This window comes from Kitasatospora sp. NPDC004799 (assembly GCF_040609095.1).
Lineage (GTDB): Bacteria > Actinomycetota > Actinomycetes > Streptomycetales > Streptomycetaceae > Kitasatospora.
This window is the reverse complement of record NZ_JBEXJK010000140.1, coordinates 1-19039: the sequence shown is the minus strand read 5'-3', so window position 1 is coordinate 19039 and position 19039 is coordinate 1. Positions and strand designations below refer to the sequence as shown.

19 protein-coding genes are annotated in these 19039 nt (G+C 74.3%); 9 read left to right on the top strand and 10 right to left on the bottom strand.

The window, feature by feature from the left end; translation table 11 throughout:
- Window positions 1-88: 88 nt before the first annotated feature.
- Window positions 89-487, bottom strand: a complete 399-nt coding sequence (locus ABZW03_RS19200) for an ACT domain-containing protein (protein WP_224273954.1) — start codon at window positions 485-487, stop codon at window positions 89-91.
- A gap of 257 nt (window positions 488-744) precedes the next feature.
- Here ABZW03_RS19200 and ABZW03_RS19195 point away from each other — a divergent pair, with 257 nt between their 5' ends.
- Window positions 745-1341 carry a PadR family transcriptional regulator gene (locus tag ABZW03_RS19195; RefSeq protein WP_355259280.1) on the top strand — a complete coding sequence of 199 codons (597 nt, stop codon included), beginning with the start codon at window positions 745-747 and terminating at the stop codon, window positions 1339-1341.
- Window positions 1342-1398: 57 nt separating this feature from the next.
- Here the strand turns inward: ABZW03_RS19195 and ABZW03_RS19190 are convergent, their stop codons facing one another.
- Together ABZW03_RS19190 and ABZW03_RS19185 are read right to left on the bottom strand one after the other, a co-directional pair.
- Window positions 1399-1596 carry a hypothetical protein gene (locus tag ABZW03_RS19190; protein WP_355259277.1) on the bottom strand — a complete coding sequence of 66 codons (198 nt, stop codon included), beginning with the start codon at window positions 1594-1596 and terminating at the stop codon, window positions 1399-1401.
- Window positions 1597-1637: 41 nt separating this feature from the next.
- Window positions 1638-1856, bottom strand: a complete 219-nt coding sequence (locus ABZW03_RS19185) for a hypothetical protein (RefSeq protein ID WP_355259274.1) — start codon at window positions 1854-1856, stop codon at window positions 1638-1640.
- A gap of 488 nt (window positions 1857-2344) precedes the next feature.
- On the opposite strand from ABZW03_RS19185, the gene ABZW03_RS19180 reads away from it, so the two are divergent.
- Window positions 2345-3040, top strand: a complete 696-nt coding sequence (locus ABZW03_RS19180; RefSeq protein ID WP_355259271.1) for a bifunctional DNA primase/polymerase — start codon at window positions 2345-2347, stop codon at window positions 3038-3040.
- 67 nt (window positions 3041-3107) lie between these two features.
- On the opposite strand, the gene map is transcribed toward ABZW03_RS19180, so the two are convergent.
- The gene (gene map, locus ABZW03_RS19175) at window positions 3108-3953 is read right to left on the bottom strand and encodes a type I methionyl aminopeptidase (RefSeq protein WP_355259268.1); all 846 of its coding nucleotides are present in this window, start codon (window positions 3951-3953) and stop codon (window positions 3108-3110) included.
- A gap of 112 nt (window positions 3954-4065) precedes the next feature.
- On the opposite strand from map, the gene ABZW03_RS19170 reads away from it, so the two are divergent.
- Window positions 4066-4296 (top strand): hypothetical protein, encoded by a 231-nt coding sequence (locus ABZW03_RS19170; protein WP_355259265.1) that lies wholly within the window; start codon window positions 4066-4068, stop codon window positions 4294-4296.
- A gap of 63 nt (window positions 4297-4359) precedes the next feature.
- On the opposite strand, the gene ABZW03_RS19165 is transcribed toward ABZW03_RS19170, so the two are convergent.
- Complete coding sequence (locus ABZW03_RS19165) at window positions 4360-5697, bottom strand: MFS transporter (RefSeq protein WP_355259262.1); 1338 nt, start codon at window positions 5695-5697, stop codon at window positions 4360-4362.
- An 84-nt stretch (window positions 5698-5781) separates the two neighbouring features.
- A complete protein-coding gene (locus tag ABZW03_RS19160; protein ID WP_355259259.1) occupies window positions 5782-6450 on the bottom strand; it encodes a hypothetical protein in 669 nt (222 codons plus the stop codon).
- 47 nt (window positions 6451-6497) lie between these two features.
- On the opposite strand from ABZW03_RS19160, the gene npdG reads away from it, so the two are divergent.
- Both npdG and ABZW03_RS19150 read left to right on the top strand, forming a co-directional pair.
- On the top strand, window positions 6498-7190 hold the full coding sequence (gene npdG / locus ABZW03_RS19155; RefSeq protein WP_355259256.1) for an NADPH-dependent F420 reductase: 693 nt from the start codon (window positions 6498-6500) through the stop codon (window positions 7188-7190).
- Between the two features lie 109 nt (window positions 7191-7299).
- On the top strand, window positions 7300-7485 hold the full coding sequence (locus tag ABZW03_RS19150; RefSeq protein ID WP_355259253.1) for a hypothetical protein: 186 nt from the start codon (window positions 7300-7302) through the stop codon (window positions 7483-7485).
- 16 nt (window positions 7486-7501) lie between these two features.
- Here ABZW03_RS19150 and ABZW03_RS19145 read toward each other — a convergent pair whose 3' ends face one another.
- A complete protein-coding gene (locus ABZW03_RS19145; protein ID WP_355259250.1) occupies window positions 7502-8317 on the bottom strand; it encodes a site-2 protease family protein in 816 nt (271 codons plus the stop codon).
- A gap of 194 nt (window positions 8318-8511) precedes the next feature.
- Here ABZW03_RS19145 and ABZW03_RS19140 point away from each other — a divergent pair, with 194 nt between their 5' ends.
- Window positions 8512-11877 (top strand): BTAD domain-containing putative transcriptional regulator, encoded by a 3366-nt coding sequence (locus tag ABZW03_RS19140; RefSeq protein ID WP_355259247.1) that lies wholly within the window; start codon window positions 8512-8514, stop codon window positions 11875-11877.
- 191 nt (window positions 11878-12068) lie between these two features.
- Here ABZW03_RS19140 and ABZW03_RS19135 read toward each other — a convergent pair whose 3' ends face one another.
- The 3 genes from ABZW03_RS19135 to panB form a co-directional block, all read right to left on the bottom strand.
- Entirely contained in the window at window positions 12069-12902 is an 834-nt protein-coding gene (locus tag ABZW03_RS19135; RefSeq protein WP_355259244.1) for an ABC transporter permease, read from the bottom strand.
- Complete coding sequence (locus ABZW03_RS19130; protein ID WP_355259241.1) at window positions 12899-13921, bottom strand: ATP-binding cassette domain-containing protein; 1023 nt, start codon at window positions 13919-13921, stop codon at window positions 12899-12901. The genes ABZW03_RS19135 and ABZW03_RS19130 overlap by 4 nt, the downstream gene beginning before the upstream one ends.
- Window positions 13922-14076: 155 nt before the next feature.
- Window positions 14077-14946: a 3-methyl-2-oxobutanoate hydroxymethyltransferase gene (gene panB, locus ABZW03_RS19125; protein WP_355259238.1), complete on the bottom strand. Its 870-nt coding sequence runs from the start codon at window positions 14944-14946 to the stop codon at window positions 14077-14079.
- Window positions 14947-15247: 301 nt separating this feature from the next.
- Here panB and ABZW03_RS19120 point away from each other — a divergent pair, with 301 nt between their 5' ends.
- From ABZW03_RS19120 to ABZW03_RS19110, 3 genes are all read left to right on the top strand, one after another.
- Complete coding sequence (locus ABZW03_RS19120) at window positions 15248-16855, top strand: MFS transporter (RefSeq protein WP_355259235.1); 1608 nt, start codon at window positions 15248-15250, stop codon at window positions 16853-16855.
- A 162-nt stretch (window positions 16856-17017) separates the two neighbouring features.
- Complete coding sequence (locus ABZW03_RS19115; RefSeq protein ID WP_355259232.1) at window positions 17018-17647, top strand: TetR/AcrR family transcriptional regulator; 630 nt, start codon at window positions 17018-17020, stop codon at window positions 17645-17647.
- 239 nt (window positions 17648-17886) lie between these two features.
- Window positions 17887-18948, top strand: coding sequence for an endonuclease/exonuclease/phosphatase family protein (locus ABZW03_RS19110; protein WP_355259229.1), 1062 nt, complete (start codon window positions 17887-17889; stop codon window positions 18946-18948).
- Window positions 18949-19039 lie beyond the last annotated feature (91 nt).

Below are 19039 nucleotides of genomic sequence, written 5' to 3'. Positions count from 1 at the left end.
AACCACGCGGCCCCATCGAGACCGAAGCAGCCCGCCGCCTCGCCGACGACCTCAAGCACCAGTAGTCACCCGATTACCCAACACTCTCTCAGGCGGAGCGCGCGGCGAGGTCCTCCAGGGCGCGGACGGCGCGGTCGGCGTCGTCGGCGGCGACGAACAGGTGGTCGTGGTGGAAGCCGGCCACCACGTTGCAGCTGATGCCCTCCTCGGCGAGCCGACCGGACACGGCGGCGGTCAGCCCGACGGCCTCCAGTGCCGAGTGGATCCGCAGGGTGATCCAGGCCGCCACGTACTCGTAGCGCAGGCCGAGCGCGTCCGCCTCCTCCTGGGCGACCACCATCGTCACCCCCTCGGGCTCGGCGACGGTCACCACCGGCCGCATGCCGGCGGGCACCCGGGCGGGGAGCGTGCAGTAGACGTACCGCCCCGGGTTGAGCTGCGGGCTCATCCCGCGCAGCAGCGTCGCAAGGTCTCGTTCAGCGGCCATGCCCGTCACCGTAGCGGCTGGACGGGGGACGCGTCGTGCTCCGTGGGCGTGTCGGAATCCGTTGACGAGCGACAGTCGCCGATATATCGTCGAGCTATCGAGACAGTGACTCGACTGCCTCGTCGACCCATCGCAGACGCGAGGAGGTGGGCGCGATGCGCTCAGAACGTCAGGGACGGCGGTTCCGCTGGGAGGACCCGCGCGGTGGTGGTGGTGGCGGCGGCCGGCGTCGCGGGCCGGGCCCGGAGTTCCGGGGGATGCCCGGGGAGGGCTTCGAGGGCCGCGAGGCGTTCGGCGGGTTCGGTCCGCCGTTCGGTGGCGGCGGCCCCGGCCGGCCGATGGGCGGCCCGTTCGGGCACGGCTTCGGCGGGCACGGCGGCCGGCGCGGGGGCCCGCACCCGCGGCGCGGCGGACGGGCCCGGCGCGGTGACGTCCGGGCCTCGCTGCTGGCGCTGCTCAAGGAGCGGCCGATGCACGGCTACGAGATGATCGCCGAGATCACCGAGCGGACCGGCGGGGCCTGGCGGCCCAGCCCGGGGTCGATCTACCCCAACCTCCAGCTGCTGGAGGAGGAGGGCCTGATCACGGCGGAGGAGATCGGCGGCAAGCGGCTGGTCTCGCTCACCGAGGCGGGCCGGGCCGAGGCCGACGCCGGACCGGCCGAGCCGTGGGCGGAGGCCGGCCGGGAGGTCGACTGGGAGGCCGTCCAGGAGGTCGGCCAGGCGCTCGCCGCCGTCGACCAGGCGATCCGTCAGGTCATGGCCACCGGTACCGAGGCGCAGCGCGCCAAGGGCCTGGCGGTGCTGACCGAGGCCCGCAAGAAGCTGTACCTCATCCTCGCCGAGGACGACTGACCGCCCAGGGGGAGGGAGCCGGAGCGCGGGACGGGCGGCCCGGCCGGGAGGGCGGCCTCACGCCCGGACCGCGAACAGTGCCACGCACACCAGCAGCAGCACCGTCCAGCCGAACCAGAGCCAGGCGTTCGGCCCGATGACCACGCTGTAGAGGCACACCGCCAGGAGCAGCACCCCGGTGACCCCGGCCACCTGCCGGTTGTGGTGCGCCACCGCCCGGGAGCGGCTCCTCGGGGGCCGTACCGTCCTCGCCATGCCGACCTCCCGGGGGAGACTGCGGAGGGGGCGGGCGGCCGTCAGCCGGAGGCCGCCTCGTCGAACTCGTAGCGCCAGAACCAGCTCAGGCCCCGAACCTGCTTGCTCCGGACGTACACCAGTGTGCGCGCGGGGACCTCGCCGTGCGCGGGGACCGGGACCTTGTACTTCTTGGGCACGCCGAGCATCGGCCCCAGCGGGATGGGGAGGATCTTCCCGTCCAGGGGGCCGCCGACGAATGCGGTGTCCGCGCTCTTCATCCCTCCAGGGTCTCACCTCCGCGGACGGCCCGGGACCGGCCCGCGGCGGGGTGACCGGGGGCTCCCGGACGGGAGGGCGGGCGGCGGTCCGGGTGGGGGCGGCGTGCCGGGAGCGTGCCCGGGGCGCGCCCGTGGGCGTCACCGCGAGTGTGACCGGAGAGGCACCGCCCCCGGTCATCCGGAAGCCCTCCGCACCCTTATCCTTCCTGTTACGCCCTCGGGGTCCACCCGGGTCAGCGGGCCCGTACGGGCCGGGCGAGGCACGGATCCGCGTGCCCTCCGGCCGATTTGGCGCGGACAGCGTGCTGCCGCGACTGCGTACCGTGACCCGGGCGTCGGCCGTCCGGTGACCCCGGGCCGCGGCCGGCAGGGCGCGGACGGCAGGGCCGAGCACTCCGGGAAGCAGCCGGGGGCGCCGTGCGTTGCGTCGGAGTGGTACGTCGAACGCTGTGTCGCACCAGGCACGGCAGTTGCGCGGAAGGGGCCCGATGGAAGCCGGCAGCAGGTGGACGACCTGGTGGCAGAAGCGTGATCGTCAGCGGGCGGGGGGCGCGGACGGTCCGGCCGCCGGACTCGATCAGCTGCTCGGCGCGGTGCGCGCCGGATTCCCGCTCGCGCCCGCCGCCCACCCGGCCGGTTACGGGTGTTCCTGTGACCGGGTGGCCTGTCCGGCCCCCGCCCAGCACCCGGTCTCCTTCGCCTGGCAGACCCAGGCCACCACCGACCCCGAGCAGCTCTCCCGCTGGCTCGCCCGCGACCCGCAGGCCAACTTCATCACCGCCACCGGCCGGGTGCACGACGTGCTGGACGTCCCGGCGGAGGCCGGCCGGCTGGCGCTGGAGCGGCTGACCGCGGCGGGCGTCGAGGGCCCGGTCGCGGCCGTCGGCGAGGACCGCTACCTGTTCTTCACCGCCACCCGCGGCACCCCGCAGGACGAGGACGAGTGGTGGCCGAGCGCGCTCGACTCCACCCCGGACACCGTCTCCGAGCACCCCGGCCTGCGCTGGCACTGCCGCGGCTCGTACGCCCTGCTGCCGCCGGCCGCGCTGCCGGACGGCTCGGGGGTGCGGTGGCTGCGCGGGCCCGAGCAGCCACTGCCGGACCCGCTGCGCGTCCTGGACGTGCTCACCGACGCCTGCACCGAGGTGGGCGCCGTCGCCGAGGAGCAGTGGCTGATCGGCTGATCAGCTCATCGCGCACTCGCCTCCGGGGCGCGGCCGGTGCCCCACAGGGGCACGGCCCCGCACGGGGTCACGGCAGGGTGAGGATCTCCGCGCCGTCCGCCGTGACCACCAGGGTGTGCTCGAACTGGGCGGTGCGCTTGCGGTCCTTGGTGACGACCGTCCAGCCGTCCGCCCAGATCTCGTAGTCGTAGGTGCCCAGGGTCAGCATCGGCTCGATGGTGAAGGTCATGCCCGGCTTGATCACCTCGGTGGCCCGGTCGCTGTCGTAGTGCGGGATGATCAGGCCGGAGTGGAACGACGTGTTGATGCCGTGTCCGGTGAAGTCCCGCACCACGCCGTAGCCGAAGCGCTTGGCGTAGGACTCGATGACCCGCCCGATGACGTTGATCTGACGCCCCGGCTTGACCGCCTTGATCGCCCGGTCGAGGGATTCCCGGGTGCGCTCGACCAGCAGCCGGGACTCCTCGTCCACGTCGCCGACCAGGTAGGTGGCGTTGAGGTCGCCGTGCACCCCGTGGATGTACGCGGTGGCGTCGATGTTGACGATGTCGCCGTCCTGGAGCACGGTCGAGTCCGGGATGCCGTGGCAGATCACCTCGTTGATCGAGGTGCAGACGGACTTGGGGAAGCCCCGGTAGCCGAGGTCGGACGGGTAGGCGCCGTGGTCGCACATGTACGCGTGGGCGACGGCGTCCAGCGCGTCGGTGGTGACGCCGGGGGCGATCAGCTTGGCCGCCTCCTCCATCGCCCGGGCGGCGATCCCGCCCGCGATCCGCATCTTCTCGATCGTCTCGGCGGTCTGCACCTCGGGCCCGGTGTACGGCGTCGGCGCGGGCTTGCCGACGTACTCGGGACGCGCGATGTGCGCCGGGACCTTGCGGGTGGGGGACTGGATGCCGGGTACGAGAGCCATGCCGCGAGTCTAGTGGTCGGTTCCTCCGTCCCCGGGCGGTGTGCGGCCCCGCCCCGGGCGGGGAATGATCGGTACCGACCCGTCCCTCCGGCCCTCTGAACGGGAGAGCGCCATGCCCCTCGGATTCCACCGCAAGCCGACCGGCAAGCCCGGTGAGTGGTTCTACTGCATCAAGCACGACAAGGTCGAGGAGGGCCCGGAGTGCCCGGCGAAGGACCGCCTGGGCCCGTACGCCACCCCGGAGGAGGCCGCCCAGGCCCTGCGCATCGCGGACGAGCGCAACCGCGAGTGGCAGAACGACCCGCGCTGGAGCGACCGCCCCGACGACGACCAGGCGAAATAGCCCACGTCGGCCACCGCTCCACGAGCTGCCGCAGCTGACGGAACGGCGGAGCCGCCCGGGCGGTCAGGTGGCCGGGGCGGCTTCGCGGGCGGTGCGTTCGTGTTCGGCGCGGACGGCGGCGGCGTGGGGGTCGGTGCGGTCGTCGTAGGCGAGCAGCTTCGGGAGGGCGGCGGCGACGGCGACCACGGCGACCACGCAGGCGGCGCCGCCGGCCCAGACGGCGGCGCGCACGCCGACCAGTCCGGCCATGGTGCCGGCCCGGACCTGGCCGAGCTGCGGGCCGACGGAGTAGCTGAGCAGTTCGACGCCGGCCATCCGGCCGCGCACCTCGTCCGGGATGGACTGGTTCCACATCGTCGAGCGGGCGAGCCCGCTGATCTCGTCGAAGCCGCCGGCCAGCGCCAGTCCGAGCAGCACCAGCCAGATGTGCCCGGTCAGCCCGGCGAGCGCCATCGCCGCGCCCCAGCCGACGGCGGCGGCCACCAGCAGCCGCCCGTGCCGGTGGACGCGGGAGGTCCAGCCGCTGGTCGCACCGACCAGCAGGGCGCCCAGGGCGGAGGCCGCGTACATCGGGCCGAGCGCCCAGTCCGCCCCCAACTCCGAGGCCAGGAACGGGAAGACGGCCACCGGGTAGGCGAACAGCATGGCGCAGAGGTCGATCGCGTAGGTGCCGAGCAGGTCCTTGCGGCTCCACGCGTAGCGGACGCCGGTGAGCACCGCCCGGACGGACGGCCGCTCCGCGCCGGTGGGCGGCGGCACCGCCTTGATCCGGACGAGCAGCAGCAGCGAGACCACGAAGGTGAGGACGTCCAGCGCGTACGCCGTCTGAACCCCGGCGAAGGCCACCACGACGCCGGCCAGCGCCGGACCGGCCACCGAAGCGGCGTTGTGGTACAGCGACCTGAGGGCGAACGCGGCGGTCAGGTGCTGGTGCGGGACGAGCCGGGGGAGGAGCGAGTCCAGCGCCGGGCGCTGGATGCCGTCGGCGGCCGCGACCAGCGCGGCGACCAGGTAGATCGGCCAGAGCATCGGGTCCGGCAGCAGGGCGTTGAGCAGCAGCAGCCCGGCCAGCAGGCCGAGCGCGACCTCCGCCCGCAGCACCAGCTTCCGGCGGTCCAGGGCGTCGGCGAGGGCGCCGCCCCAGAGGCCGAAGACGATCAGTGGGACGAGTTCGACGGCGCCGATCAGACCGACCGCGAAGGAGGACCCGGTGAGCTCCTTGATCTGCATCGGCACGGCGACGAGGGTCAGGAAGCCGCCGAAGCTGGTGATGCAGCCGGAGGTCCACAGGTAGCGGAAGTCGCGCGAGGCGCGCCAGGGGGACAGGTCGGGCGTCAGCGAGCGCAGCAGTGCCCGGGTGCGCCCGGGCACCGGGGGATGCGAGGGGTCGTCGGCGGTCACGAGCCGTCATCCTCGGGCGGCGGTCACCGTTCCCGCAAACGGTTTTCGGTCGAACGAACGCCGGGCCGGGGGGGCGGACCCGGGTTACCAGCGGCTGATCGCGGGCGGCGAGGTCAGCCGGCCGGCGAGCGCGGCGAGCCGGTCCCGGACGGAGCGGCGGCCGGCCCGTTGCCCGGCGGCGACGCTGACCAGGTGCTGGGCGAGGTCGAAGGGCTGCTCGGCGGCGGTGCCGACGGTCAGCCGCTCGTGCGCGAGTTCGCGGAGTTCGCGCAGCCCGTCGAGGCCGCCGGCGTCGCCGGAGCCGGCGGGCCCACCGGGCCCACCGGGGTCGCCAGGACCGGCCGGGGCGCCCCCGTCCAGCGCGAGCACCGTCGCGCCGTGCCGCTTGGCGTCGTGCACCCGCTCCAGCAGCGGGGCGCCGACCGCCTCCGGGACCACCACCAGCACGGTGGCGCCGCGCCCGGCCTCGGTCAACCGCCGCAGGTCGTGCGTCAGATGGGCGGGGGCGTCGGCGGGCGGGTGGTGCCGCAGCAGGGTGGGCGCCAGCCGGGGGACGTCCGACCAGGCGGCCTCGTCGTCCAGGTGGGCGGCCAGGTGCCAGGGCTCGTACGCCTCGGTGCCGACCAGCAGCAGCCCGCTCGCGCCGCGCCGTTCCACCGAGCGGCGCAGCGCCCCGGCGAAGCCGCCGACCGCCTCCAGCCAGCCCGTTCCCGTCAGCCGTTCCCGGAGTGCCGAAACTCTCACCGCGTCCATGCGGGCCAGGATGTCCCGCCGGGCCGGGGATTTGGCAGGATCGGCCCATGACTTCCCTCGATTCAGCGACAAACCCGGCCCACGAGGTGCCGGACGTCTCGCAGCTGGTGGTCGGTGTCCTCGGCGGCACCGGCGACCAGGGGCGGGGCCTGGCCCTGCGGCTGGCCAAGGCCGGCCAGCAGGTGATCATCGGTTCCCGGGACGCCGCCCGGGCCGAGGCCTCGGCGGCCGAGCTGGGCCTCGGCGTGCGGGGTGCCGACAACGCCACCGTCGCCCGGGAGAGCGACGTGGTGATCGTCGCCGTCCCGTGGGACGGCCACGCCGCCACCCTGACGGCGCTGCGCGCGGAGCTCGCGGGCAGGATCGTCGTGGACTGCGTCAACCCGTTGGGCTTCGACAAGCAGGGCGCGTACGCGCTGAAGCCGGAGGAGGGCAGCGCCGCCCAGCAGGCCGCCGCGCTGCTGCCGGACTCCCGGGTCACCGCCGCGTTCCACCACCTCTCGGCGGTGCTGCTCCTGGACGAGTCGGTGGAGACCGTCGACACCGACGTCATGGTGCTCGGCGACGACCGGGAGGCCACCGACGTCGTCCGGGGGCTGGCCGGCCGCATCCCCGGGATGCGCGGCGTCTACGCGGGTCGGCTGCGCAACGCCCACCAGGTGGAAGCGCTGGTCGCCAACCTGATCTCGGTCAACCGCCGCTACAAGGCCCACGCGGGCCTGCGGATCACCGACGTCTGAGACGCCTCCGTGTCGACCTCACCCCTGGACGCTCTCCGGAGGTGAGGTCGGCGACAATGGGTGGCGGCCGTGACCCGGCCGCCCGCACCCGTTCTAGGAGCCTCCCGCCATGCCTCGCACGTCCGTCTTCGCCCTGGCCGCCGTCGTCCTCGCGCTCGCGGCCCTCGTGGTCTCGCTGGTCCAGGGCTTCTGGTGGGGGCTGATCTGGCTGCCGCTGGCCGGCGTGGCCAGCAACGTGCTGTGGATGGACCGCCGCCGGGCCCGGATCGCCGCGGCGGCCGCCGAACAGGGCTGACGCCCCCGGACGGGTCCTAGTTCTTCCAGAAGCTGAACAGGTACCGGCCGAGCGTCGCGTAGTCCTGGTCCACGCCGAACAGCGTCATCAGGCCGTGGACGATCCCGAAGAAGAACCGGTTCACCTCGGGCTGCCACAGCAGCGCGAAGACCGCGAGCATCCCGTACGGCGCGAACGGCTCGACCGCGCGCCGGGACTTGTACGACAGCCAGGGCTCGATGATCCCGTAGCCGTCCAGTCCGGGCACCGGCAGCAGGTTCAGCACGGCCGCGCTCAGCTGGAGGAAGCCGAGGAAGCCCAGCGCGCCGGAGAACGGCGAGTAGGTCAGCTCGTAGCCGTTCCAGACCGCGTGCACGGTCGGGTCGTCCAGCCAGCCCGCGCCGATCGGGATCAGCAGCACCGCCGCGCAGAGCAGGTTGACCAGCGGGCCGGCCGCCGAGATCAGGCTGTGCTTGAGCCGGCCCTGGATCCGGTGCCGCTCGATCCAGACCGAGCCGCCGGGCAGGCCGATGCCGCCGAGGATCACGAAGACGATCGGCAGCACGAAGCTGAGCAGCACGTTGGCGTACTTCAGCGGGTTGAGCGTGAGGTAGCCCTTGGCGCCGACGGTGATGTCGCCGCCGTGCAGCGCGGTGCGCGCGTGGGCGTACTCGTGCAGGCAGAGCGAGACCATCCAGCCCGCGACCACGAACAGGAACACCCCGAACGAGGCGTTGCCGTAGCCCTGGTACACCGCCCAGCCGGAGGTGCCGAGGACGGCGAGGAGCACCCAGAACACCGGGCTGATCCGGCGGTCCTCGCTGCGGGAGCGCGGCGTGGCGGCGAAGGTCATGGTGTGGGTGCTCCGTGGCAGGGGAAGTGGGCGGGCGCGGGCGGGATCGATCATGCCGGGCGGGCCGGTGACCGGACAAGCCGTTCCGGGTGAACGTCCGGGCGCGCGGTGGCGTTCCACCCTACGGGCCCGGGCCGGGGGCGGCCCAGCACAATTGTGCGGCCCCCGCCGCGCGGATCGACCAGAATGGTCCGGTGTACTACGGCATTCTCGGGACGACGACGGCCCACCACGACGACGGCACCCCGGTCCCGGTCGGCGGCGCCCGGCTGCGGGCCCTGCTCGCGGCCCTGGCCCTGCGGCAGGGCCGGCCGGTGCCGGCCGACCTGCTGGTGGACGAGGTGTGGGAGGCCGAGCCGCCGCAGGACGCCTCCGCCGCGCTCCAGACCCTGGTCGGCCGGCTGCGCCGCACCATCGGCCGGGACGAGGTGGGATCCGGCCCGGCCGGGTACTGGCTGACCGGCCCGGCCACCGACCTCGCGGACTTCCAGCGGCTGACCGGCGAGGGCCGCCGCGCCCTGGACGCCGGGGACGACGCGCTCGCCGCCGAGCGGCTGCGGGCGGCCCTGGCGCTGTGGCGCGGCCCGGCGCTGGCCGACCTGCCGGACCGCTCCGGCCCCGCCGTCCGGCTGGAGGCCCAGCGCGAGGAGGCCCGCCGCCACCGGATCACCGCCGACCTCGGCCTCGGCCGCGCCGCGGAGCTGGTCGCCGAGCTGGCCGAGCTGTGCGAAGGGCAGCCGCTGGACGAGCCGTTGCAGCTGCTGATGATCCGGGCGCTGCACGAGAGCGGGCGGACGGCCGAGGCGCTGCGCCACTACGAGCGGACCAGGCGCGCGCTGGCCGAGGAGCTCGGCGTCGACCCGGGCCGCGGACTCCGGTCCCTGCACGCGGAGTTGCTCGCCCCGACCGTCCGGGAGACCCCGAAACCGGCCCCGGCCCCGGCCCTCGCGCCCACGAACACGACCGCCCCCGCCCCCCAACTCCCGCGCCCCGGCGGCAACCTGCGCGGCCGGCTGACCAGCTTCGTCGGCCGCGAGGACGATCTCGCCGCGCTGCGCGGGATGCTGACGGACCGTCGGTTGGTGACCCTGACCGGCCCCGGCGGCTCCGGCAAGACCAGCCTCTCGACCGAGGCCGGCCGCGCCGAGCAGTCCGCCGGAGCCTGGCCGGACGGCGTCTGGGTGGCCGAACTCGCCCCGCTGGAGAGCCCGGACGCGGTGCCCGCCGCCGTGGTCTCGGCGCTCGGCCTGCGCGAGATCGTGCTGCACAGCACCAGCATGGTCGCCGAGGTGATCGACAAGCGGGCCGAGGACCCGGTGCGCCGGCTCGTCGAGCACTGCCGCCACCGCCGGATGCTGCTCGTCCTGGACAACTGCGAGCACCTGATCCAGGCCGCCGCCGACCTCGCCGACGTCCTGCTCGCCGAGTGCCCCGGGCTCACCGTGCTCGCCACCAGCCGCGAGCCGCTGGGCGTGCCCGGCGAGACGGTGCTGCCGGTCGAGCCGCTGCCCGACCCGGTCGCGCTGCGGCTGTTCGCCGAGCGCGCGGCCGCCGCCCGGCCCGGCTTCGACCCGACGGGCGACCCGGAGGCCTGTGCCGAGATCTGCCGCCGGCTGGACGGGCTGCCGCTGGCCATCGAACTGGCCGCGGCCCGGCTGCGGGTGATGACCCCGCGCCAGATAGCCGACCGGCTGGACGGCCGGTTCGCGCTGCTCACCGCGGGCAGCCGCACCCTGCTGCCGCGCCAGCAGACCCTGCGCGCGGTGGTCGACTGGAGCTGGGACCTGCTGGGCAAGCGGGAGCGGGCGGTGCTGCGCCGGCTCTCGGTGTTCGCGGGCGGCTGGCAGCTGGAGGACGCCGAGGCGGTCTGCGCCGACGGCGTCGAGGTGCCCCCCGGGGACGTCGCCGACCTGCTGCTGTCGCTGGTCGACAAGTCCCTGCTGGTGGCCGACCTGGACGGCGCCAGCCTGCCGCGCTACCGGATGCTGGAGACCATCCACGAGTACGCCACCGAGCGCCTCGCCGCGGCCGCCGACGAGCGCGCCGCCACCGAGGCCCGCCACCTGGCGCACTTCCGGGCCATGCTCTGCGTCGCCGACGGGCAGATCCACGGCCCCCGGCAGCTGCACTGGCTGGCGGTGCTGGAGCGCGAGCAGGACAACGTCCGGACGGCGCTGCGCCGGGCGATCGACCTGCGGGACGAGGAGCAGGCGCTGCTCATCGCCCTCGGCATGAGCTGGTACTGGTCGCTGCGCGGCTACAGCATGGAGGCGCGCACCTGGTACAGCGCGGTCGGCGCGCTCGGCCCGGACCCGTACGGCCCGGACGCCCCGCGGCCGGTGCCGCTGGAGCGCAGCGTGCTGGCGTACGACCTGCCGCTGCCCGTCGAGGTGGTCGAGGAGGGCCGCCGGCTGCTCTCGATGTACCGGCTGATCGGGCTGTTCGAGGGCAACCTGGACGTCCTCGGCGATCCGGAGGCGGTCGTGGTCGCCCAGCGGCTGCTGGACGCCTACACCCCGGACCTGCCGCAGGCCTACCGCTTCCCGGCGCTGATGCGGGTGTTCGGGGCCTTCCTGGCCGGCCGGCTGGAGGTGATGAAGGACCTGCTGGACGACGCCGTGCGCGGCTGCGAGGAGCACGGCGGACCGAGCGACCTGGCGTTCATCCTGCAGGTCCGGGCCAGGATGATGAACGACTGGCCGAGCGGTACGGAGCAGAGCATCCGGGACGGCGAGCGCTCGCTGGAGCTGTACCGGCGGGCGGGCGACCTCTGGGGGCTCTCCCAGGCGCTGGCCGCGCACGGCGAGTCGCTGTCCAACCGGGGCGAGGCCGAGGCGGCCGCGGAGGCGTACGGGCGGGCGATCGAACTGGCCGAGGAGCTGGGGGCGCCGCAGGAGGTGCCGATGCTGCGGGTGCACCTGGGCACCGCCCTGCTGGAGCAGGACCTGGACCTCGGCGAGCGGGTCATCCGGCAGGCGCTGGCCTCCATCGACAACCCGGGCACCAACCAGTCCACCACCGGGGCGCTGATGTTCGGCCACCTGACGCTCAGTGGCATCCACGCCCGGCGCGGGGAGTTCGCGCAGGCGCTGGCCGAGCTGGACGCGCTGGACGACGTCCGGGTGGGCGGCTTCGCGCCGAGCCTGGTGTCCGGGCTGCTGCTGAGCGCCCGGGGCTGGATCACCGCCCGGGGCGGCGACCCGGACGCGGGGCTGGGGATGCTGCGCGAGGGCCGGCGGCGGCTGCAGTCGCTGGCGGCCGCGAGCGGCTTCGCCGAGCACATGACGGTCATGGTGGTGCCCGCGGTGTCGGCGGTGCTGTGCGCGTTCGCCGAGCGCGACGGGGACCTGGCGCGGGCCCGGACGGCGGCCGCGCTGATCGGCGCGCACGGCGGGCTGAACGGCCCGAAGGGCGGCTACCTGGAGCGGGTCGAGCGGGAGCGCGCGGAGGACGTGCTGCGGCGGCTGCTGAGCGACGCCGGGTACGAGGAGGCGTGGGCCGGCGGGGTCGGGATGACCCAGGAGCAGGCCCACGCGCTGCTGGAGCAGCTGATCGGCTGAGGCGCGGGCGGCCGAGTACGGGGCCGGTGCCGGAGCTGCTCGGCTGAGGTGCGGCGGGACGCCCGTGCGGCCGGTGCCCGTCCCCTGGTCACCGGCCGCGCGGGCCGTACGACGGCCGGCGCCTGTCCCGGGCGGCCGGCCGTCCCGTTCCGCCGGCCTCCTCCCGGGCGGGCCGACGGTGGTCGCGGGGGTCAGGTCCGCTTGCGGAACCGGGCGACCGCCAGCGGCGCGAAGACCGCGGTGAGGCCGGCCGACCAGATCAGCACGATCATCACCGGGTGGGCCACCGGGCCCGTGCCGTTGAGCAGCGCGCGGGAGGCGTCGGCAAGCGCCGAGAGCGGGTTGATCTTGGTGAAGGACTGCAGCCAGCCCGGCATGGTCTCGGTCCGGGCGAAGATCGAGCTGCCGAACTGCATCGGCATCAGGACCAGCATGGCCACGCCCTGGACGGCCTGGGCGCTGCGCAGGGCCATGCCCAGCAGCATCGAGATCCAGACGATCGACATGCCGAACAGCAGGCCCAGGCCGATCGTGGCCAGCAATTCCAGCGGGCCGGTCCGCACCTCGAAGCCGATCAGCATCGCGAAGCCGATCAGGATCGCGAAGGAGAGCAGGCCGCGGAGGGTCTCCGCGACGATCTTGGACAGCAGCACCGAGGCCCGGCCGATCGGCAGGGTGCGGAAGCGGTCCATCACACCGGTCTGGAAGTCGGTGTTGAGGCCGGTGCCGACGGCCATCGCGAGGGTGAGGCCGGTCTGCCCGAGCAGGCCGGGGACCAGGTACTGCTTGTAGTCGTCCTGGCTGCCGGCCATCGCGCCGCCGAAGACGTAGACGAACAGCACGGTGAAGATGATCGGCATCAGCACGGCGTCGAACATCGACTCCGGGTCGGCCTTGATCCGCATCAGGTTGCGCCGGGTCAGCGCGCCGACGTGGCGCAGGGCGCCGGCCAGGCCGATCCGGGAGTCCTCCGCCGGCGGCCGGGTGTCCCGGGGCGGGGCGGGGGCGAGCGTGGCGGTGGTCATGCGACGGGCTCCTTGGCGAGGCTCGGGGCGGGCGCCGCGTCGGCCGCGGGCTTGCCGGTGATGGCGAGGAAGACCTCGTCCAGGCTGGGCACCTTGGTGTCGATGCCGGCGATCGCGAAGCCGCGGGTGCCGAGCGTCCCGATCACCGCGGTCAGCTGCTCCTCGCCGGTGATCGGCACCGCGAGCAGGCCGGTGTCGGTGGACACGGTGGCGCCGGTGACGCCGCTCTCGCGCAGGCAGCGGGCCATCTCGGGCAGCTCGGCCGGGTGGGCCGGGCGGACCTGGAGGGTCTGGCCGCCGACCTTGGCCTTGAGTTCGGAGACCAGGCCGCTGGCGATCACCTTGCCGCGGTCGATGACGGTCAGCTCGTTCGCGAGCTGCTCCGCCTCCTCCATGTACTGGGTGGTCAGCAGGACGGTGCTGCCCTCGGCGACCATCCGCTGCACCTCGTCCCAGACCTCGTTGCGGGTGCGCGGGTCCAGGCCGGTGGTGGGTTCGTCCAGGTAGAGCACCCGGGGGCGGCCGATCATGCTGGCGGCCAGGTCGAGGCGGCGGCGCATGCCGCCGGAGTAGGTCTTGGCGGGCCGCTTGGCGGCCTCGGTGAGCGAGAAGCGCTCCAGCAGCTCGGCGGCCCGGGCCCTGGCCTCCCGGCGGGAGAGGTCGAGCAGCCGGCCGATGAGGTAGAGGTTCTCGTAGCCGGAGAGCAGCTCGTCCACCGAGGCGTACTGGCCGGTGAGGCCGATCGTGCGGCGCAGCTGCTTGGGCTGGCGCAGCACGTCGTAGCCGCCGACGTACGCGGTGCCGGCGTCCGGCCTGATCAGGGTGGAGAGGATGCGCACCAGGGTGGTCTTGCCCGCGCCGTTGGGGCCGAGCACACCGAGGACGGTGCCCTCCTCGACGGTGAGGTCGACTCCGTCTAGGGCCTTGGTCGCGCCGTAGTGCTTGACGATGCCGTGCACCTCCACGGCCTTCCCGGAGGTGGTTCCCCGGTCGTTCGGGGCTGTCGCGATTCGTGTCATGCCCCCAGGCTGTCCGCCCCGGCTGTCAGCTCCCTGTCGGCCCGGGCGGTGCGCTGCCAGGGCACTGTCACGCCGCTGTCACCGGTACCCGGGCGGGCCCGGGCACGACGACGGCCCCGCTCCGCACCGGAACGGGGCCGTCGGGGACGCGGGGGTCAGTGGAAGCTGTGCTCCGCCGCCGGGAAGGCGCCGGTGCGCACGTCCTCCGCGTACGCCCGGGCGGCGTCGCCGAGGACGGCCCGCAGGTCGGCGTACTGCTTGACGAACTTGGGCACCCGGCCGGCCGTCATGCCGGCCATGTCGGTCCAGACCAGCACCTGGGCGTCGGTGTCCGGCCCGCCGCCGATGCCGACGGTCGGGATCGCGAGCTGCTCGGTGACCTGGGCGGCCAGCTCGGCCGGGACGGCCTCCAGCACCACCGCGAAGGCGCCCGCCTGCTGGACGGCCTTGGCGTCGCGCAGCAGCTGGTGCGCCGCCTCGTCGCCGCGGCCCTGGACCGGGTAGCCGCCGAGGGCGTGCACGGACTGCGGGGTGAGGCCGATGTGGGCCATCACCGGGACGCCGGCCTCGACCAGCAGCTCGATCGAGCGGGCGCTGCGCTCCCCGCCCTCCAGCTTGACCGCGCCGACCCCGGCCTCCTTCATCAGCCGGGCCGCGTTGTGCATGGCCTGCGCGGGGGACTCCTGGTACGAGCCGAAGGGCAGGTCGGCGACGATCATGGTCCGCTTGGTGCCGCGGACGACGGCGGCGGAGAGCATCACCATCTGATCCATGGTCACCGGGACGGTGGTCTCGTAGCCGAGGTGGCAGTTGCCCGCCGAGTCGCCGACCAGCAGCACCGGGATGCCGGCCTCGTCGAACACGCCCGCGGTGAGGGCGTCGTAGGCGGTGAGCATCGACCACCGCTCGCCGCGCTGCTTGGCGGCTGCGAGGTCGCGGACGGTGACCCGTCGGTTGGTGACCCCGCCGTAGAGGCTGGTGGTCGACGCCTGGTTCTGGGCAGGCGAAGGCGTAGAAGCGTTCATCGAACGGACTCCTGAAGGGTTGTCGTCTCGTGGCGCCGTACGGCGTCCCCGGATCACCTCCATGCTTGCACGGCCCGGCGCCCGCGCAAAGAGGGGTGCGCGCGTCCCGGTGCGATCCGTGACACACCGGGTGTACGGGCCGTCCCTGCGGGGGTGCGCGGAGGCCCTCCGAATTTGCCTGGTCTTTGCGAAACGGGTTCGTCTCGTATCGAATTCCCCGCTACTCTGGTGCGGGGGGTTACGAGACGCGTGCGGCTCGGAATTGCCCGCCAGTGCCACACCAACACGGACGGGAAGACCAATGACCACCGCAGCCGCGCCACCTCGTGTGCCGGAAGCCATCCACCGGCGGCGCTGGGCGATCCTCGGCACCCTGCTGCTCGCCCTGCTCGTCGTCGTGCTCGACAACTCGATCCTCAACGTCGCGATGAAGACCATCGCGACCCCGGCGCCGGTCGGCCTCGGAGCCACCCAGAGCGACCTGGAATGGTCGATCAACTCCTACACCCTGGTCTTCGCCGGGCTGCTGTTCACCTCCGGCCTGCTCGGCGACCGGTTCGGCCGCAAGCGCGCGCTGCTGGCCGGCATGGTGGTCTTCGGCATCGCCTCGCTGCTGTCCGCGCTGGCCGCCTCGCCCGGTGAACTCATCGGCTACCGCGCCCTGATGGGCGTCGGCGGCGCGCTGGCGATGCCCGCCACGCTGGCGATCATCATGAACGTCTTCGAGCGCTCCGAGCAGCCCAAGGCGATCGGGATCTGGGCCGGCGCGGTCGGCCTGGCCATCGCCGTCGGCCCGATCACCGGCGGCCTGCTGATCGAGCACTTCTGGTGGGGCTCGGTCTTCCTGGTCAACGTCCCGATCGTGGTGGTCGCCCTGGTGGCGATGGTGGTCCTGGTCCCCGAGTCCAAGGACCCGAACCCGGGCCGGATGGACCCGGTCGGCGTGCTGCTGTCGATCATCGGCCTGGTCGCGCTGATCTACGGCATCATCAAGGGCGGCGAGCTGGCCGACTTCACCGCGCCCGAGGCCTGGGTGCCGACCCTGGTCGGCGTGGCCGCGCTGGTCGCCTTCGTCTGGTTCGAGCGCCGCACCGCCTTCCCCGCGCTGGACGTCACCTGGTTCCGCAACAAGGTGTTCAGCGCCTCCGTGGTGGTCGTCGGCGTGATCTTCTTCGCGCTGATGGGCGTCTCCTTCTTCGGCGTCTTCTACGTCCAGAGCGTGCGCGGCTACAGCGCGCTCCAGGCCGGTGTGCTGATGCTGCCGCTGGCCGCCGCCCAGCTGGTGTTCGCCCCGCGAGCCCGGCTGGTGGTCGACCGGCTCGGCGTCGCCGCCACCGCCGCCGGCGGCATGCTGCTGGTCGCGGCCGGCTTCGTCGGCTACGTCCTGCTGACCGCCACCACCCCGATCTGGGTGCTGGTCGTGCTCGGCCTGGTGATGGGCGCCGGCATGGCGCACGTCATGCCGCCGGTCACCGTCGCGATCATGGCCTCGCTGCCCCGGGAGAAGGCCGGCGCGGGCTCGGCCGTCAACAACACCTTCCGCCAGGTCGGCGGCTCGCTCGGGGTCGCCGTGCTCGGCGCGGTGCTCTCCACCGTCTACCGCGACGGGATGGCCGACACCCTGACCCACCTGCCCGAGGGCCTGCGCGACAAGGCCGGCGAGTCGCTGGAGGCCACCCTGGCCATCGCCGAGCGGATCCCCGGCGGCCAGGCGCTGATCGCCCCGGCGAACGACGCCTTCGTCCACGCCATGCACGTGGTGGCCTCGCTCTCGGTGGGCGTCTCGGTGATCGGCGCCGCCGTCGCCTGGTTCCTGCTGCCGCGCCGCTCGGCCGCCGCCGCGGGCCCGGCCGGCCCGGCCCCCGAGCCGCAGGGCCGGGAGCGGGAGGCCGCGGCCGCCGACGCCTGACCGGCGGCCGTCGCCGCACCGCGGCTGAGTGACAATGGCCCTGTCACCCGGGTTCGCCCCGGGCGGCAGGGCCCCGGCCGGGGCAGGGCCACGGCCCCGGCCCACCGAGGGACACGCCACGGCACCTGCGCGGCCGGGGACAGCGAGGGAGAGACAGCGGGGATGACGACGGACACGCCGAGCGCCGACACCGGGCAGCCCTGCGCGGCGGTGCGCCGCGGCCGGCCCCGCAGCGAGGCCGCCGAGCAGGCCATCTTCAGCGCCGCCGAGGACCTGCTGGCGGGCGGCACCACGCTCTCCGAGCTCACCGTCGAGGGCATCGCCACCGCCGCCGGGGTCGGCAAGGCCACCATCTACCGGCGCTGGCCCAACAAGGAGGCCCTGCTGGTCGACGTGGTCGGCCGGCTGGAGGACCCGCTGCCCGCGCCGAGCGGCGGCAGCGCCCGGGACGACCTGATCGCGATGGTCGACTACATGCGCCGGCGCGGGCTCGCCAAGCGCACCCGCTGGCTCCTCAAGGCCGCCCTCGGCCAGATGCACAGCCTGCCCGAGCTGCACACCGCCTACCGCGAGCGGGTGATCAAGCCGCGCCGCGACGCCGGGCTCGACCTCATCCGGCGCGCCATGGACGAGGGGGTGCTCCGCTCCGACCTCGACGTGGACCTGCTCGGCGACCTCCTGATGGGCCCGATCCTCTACCGCAGCATCCTCTGGGACGACTCCGACCTGGAGGACCCGGAGCTGGCCCGCAAGATGGTCGACTCCGTGATCGAGGGCCTCGCACCCCGCTGACCGGGGCCCCGGACCGCGCCGGCCGCGCCGACCGGGGGCCTCGCACCGCGCTGACCGGGCCGAACGTGGCCTGGCTCACCAAACCGGGCCACGCCGGAACCCGCTCAGCGGGCCCGACGTCTGTCCCGGCATAGGCTGAGCCGGGCATCCGATCGAACCGGCACCGGTCCGGTCCGTGCCCGAACCTCCGTCGGGCCGGGGACCGGAGCGGCGACGGCACGAACGACGGGAGCCACTCCATGGCGCAGGCGGACAGGACCGAGCGGATCGCGGCCCCCGGGGGCGGCGCCGACGGCCCGGCCCCCGCGTCGCGTCGCGGCGGCTTCCTCGGGCTGCGCCACTGGGGCCGGGACGCCCGCGGCAGCAGCACCTGGCGGCGCGGCCTGGTGGTCGCCGTCCTGGCCGTGCTCACCGCCGCGCTGCTGGCCTTCCACGCCGAGGTGCCCAACAGCGTCGGCAACCTCGGCAGCCTGCTGGAGACCTTCCTGCCCTGGCTGGGCCTGGCCGTCCCGGTGCTGCTGGTGCCCGCGCTGCTGCGCCGCTCCGCCACCGCGCTGCTCGCCCTGCTGCTGCCCGTCGTGCTCTGGCTCAACCTGTTCGGCGGCCTGCTCAGCGACAAGCGGGGCGGCCCGGGCGACTGGACGGTGGTCAGCCACAACGTCGCCGCCGCCAACACCGACGTGCCGGGCACCGTCCGCACCCTGCTGGACTCCGGCGCCCAGATCGTCGCCCTGCAGGAGCTGGCCGGGCGGCAGCTGCGCTCGTACGAGACCGGGCTCGCCGCCGCCTACCCGTACCACGAGGTGCAGGGCACGGTCGGGCTCTGGTCGAAGTACCCGATCGGCGACGTCTCCCCGGTGGACCTGAAGATGGGCTGGACCAGGGCCTTCCGGGCCGAGGTCACCACCCCGCAGGGGCCGCTCGCGGTGTACGTGGCGCACCTGCCCTCGGTGCGGCTGAAGGCCGAGGGCGGCTTCACCGTCAACCAGCGGGACGTCAGCGCGCAGGCGCTCGGCGACGCGATCGAGGCCGAGCCGCTCAAGAAGGTGCTGCTGCTCGGCGACCTCAACGGCACCATGAACGACCGCAGCCTGGCCCCGGTCACCTCGCAGATGCGCTCGGCCCAGGGCGCCGCCGGGGACGGCTTCGGCTTCAGCTGGCCGGCCGCCTTCCCGATGGCCCGGATCGACCAGATCATGAGCAAGGGCGGGCTGGACCCGCTCGACTCCCGCACCCTGCCCCGGGACGGCAGCGACCACCTCGCGGTGGCCGCCACCTACCGGTACCAGCCGGTCCGCTAGGGTCCGTCTTCAAACTCCCGTCGTCCGCCCGGAGGGCGGGCGGGGCGGCGTTGGGGTGCGTGCATCGCAAGGCGGAGGAGGAAGCCACTGC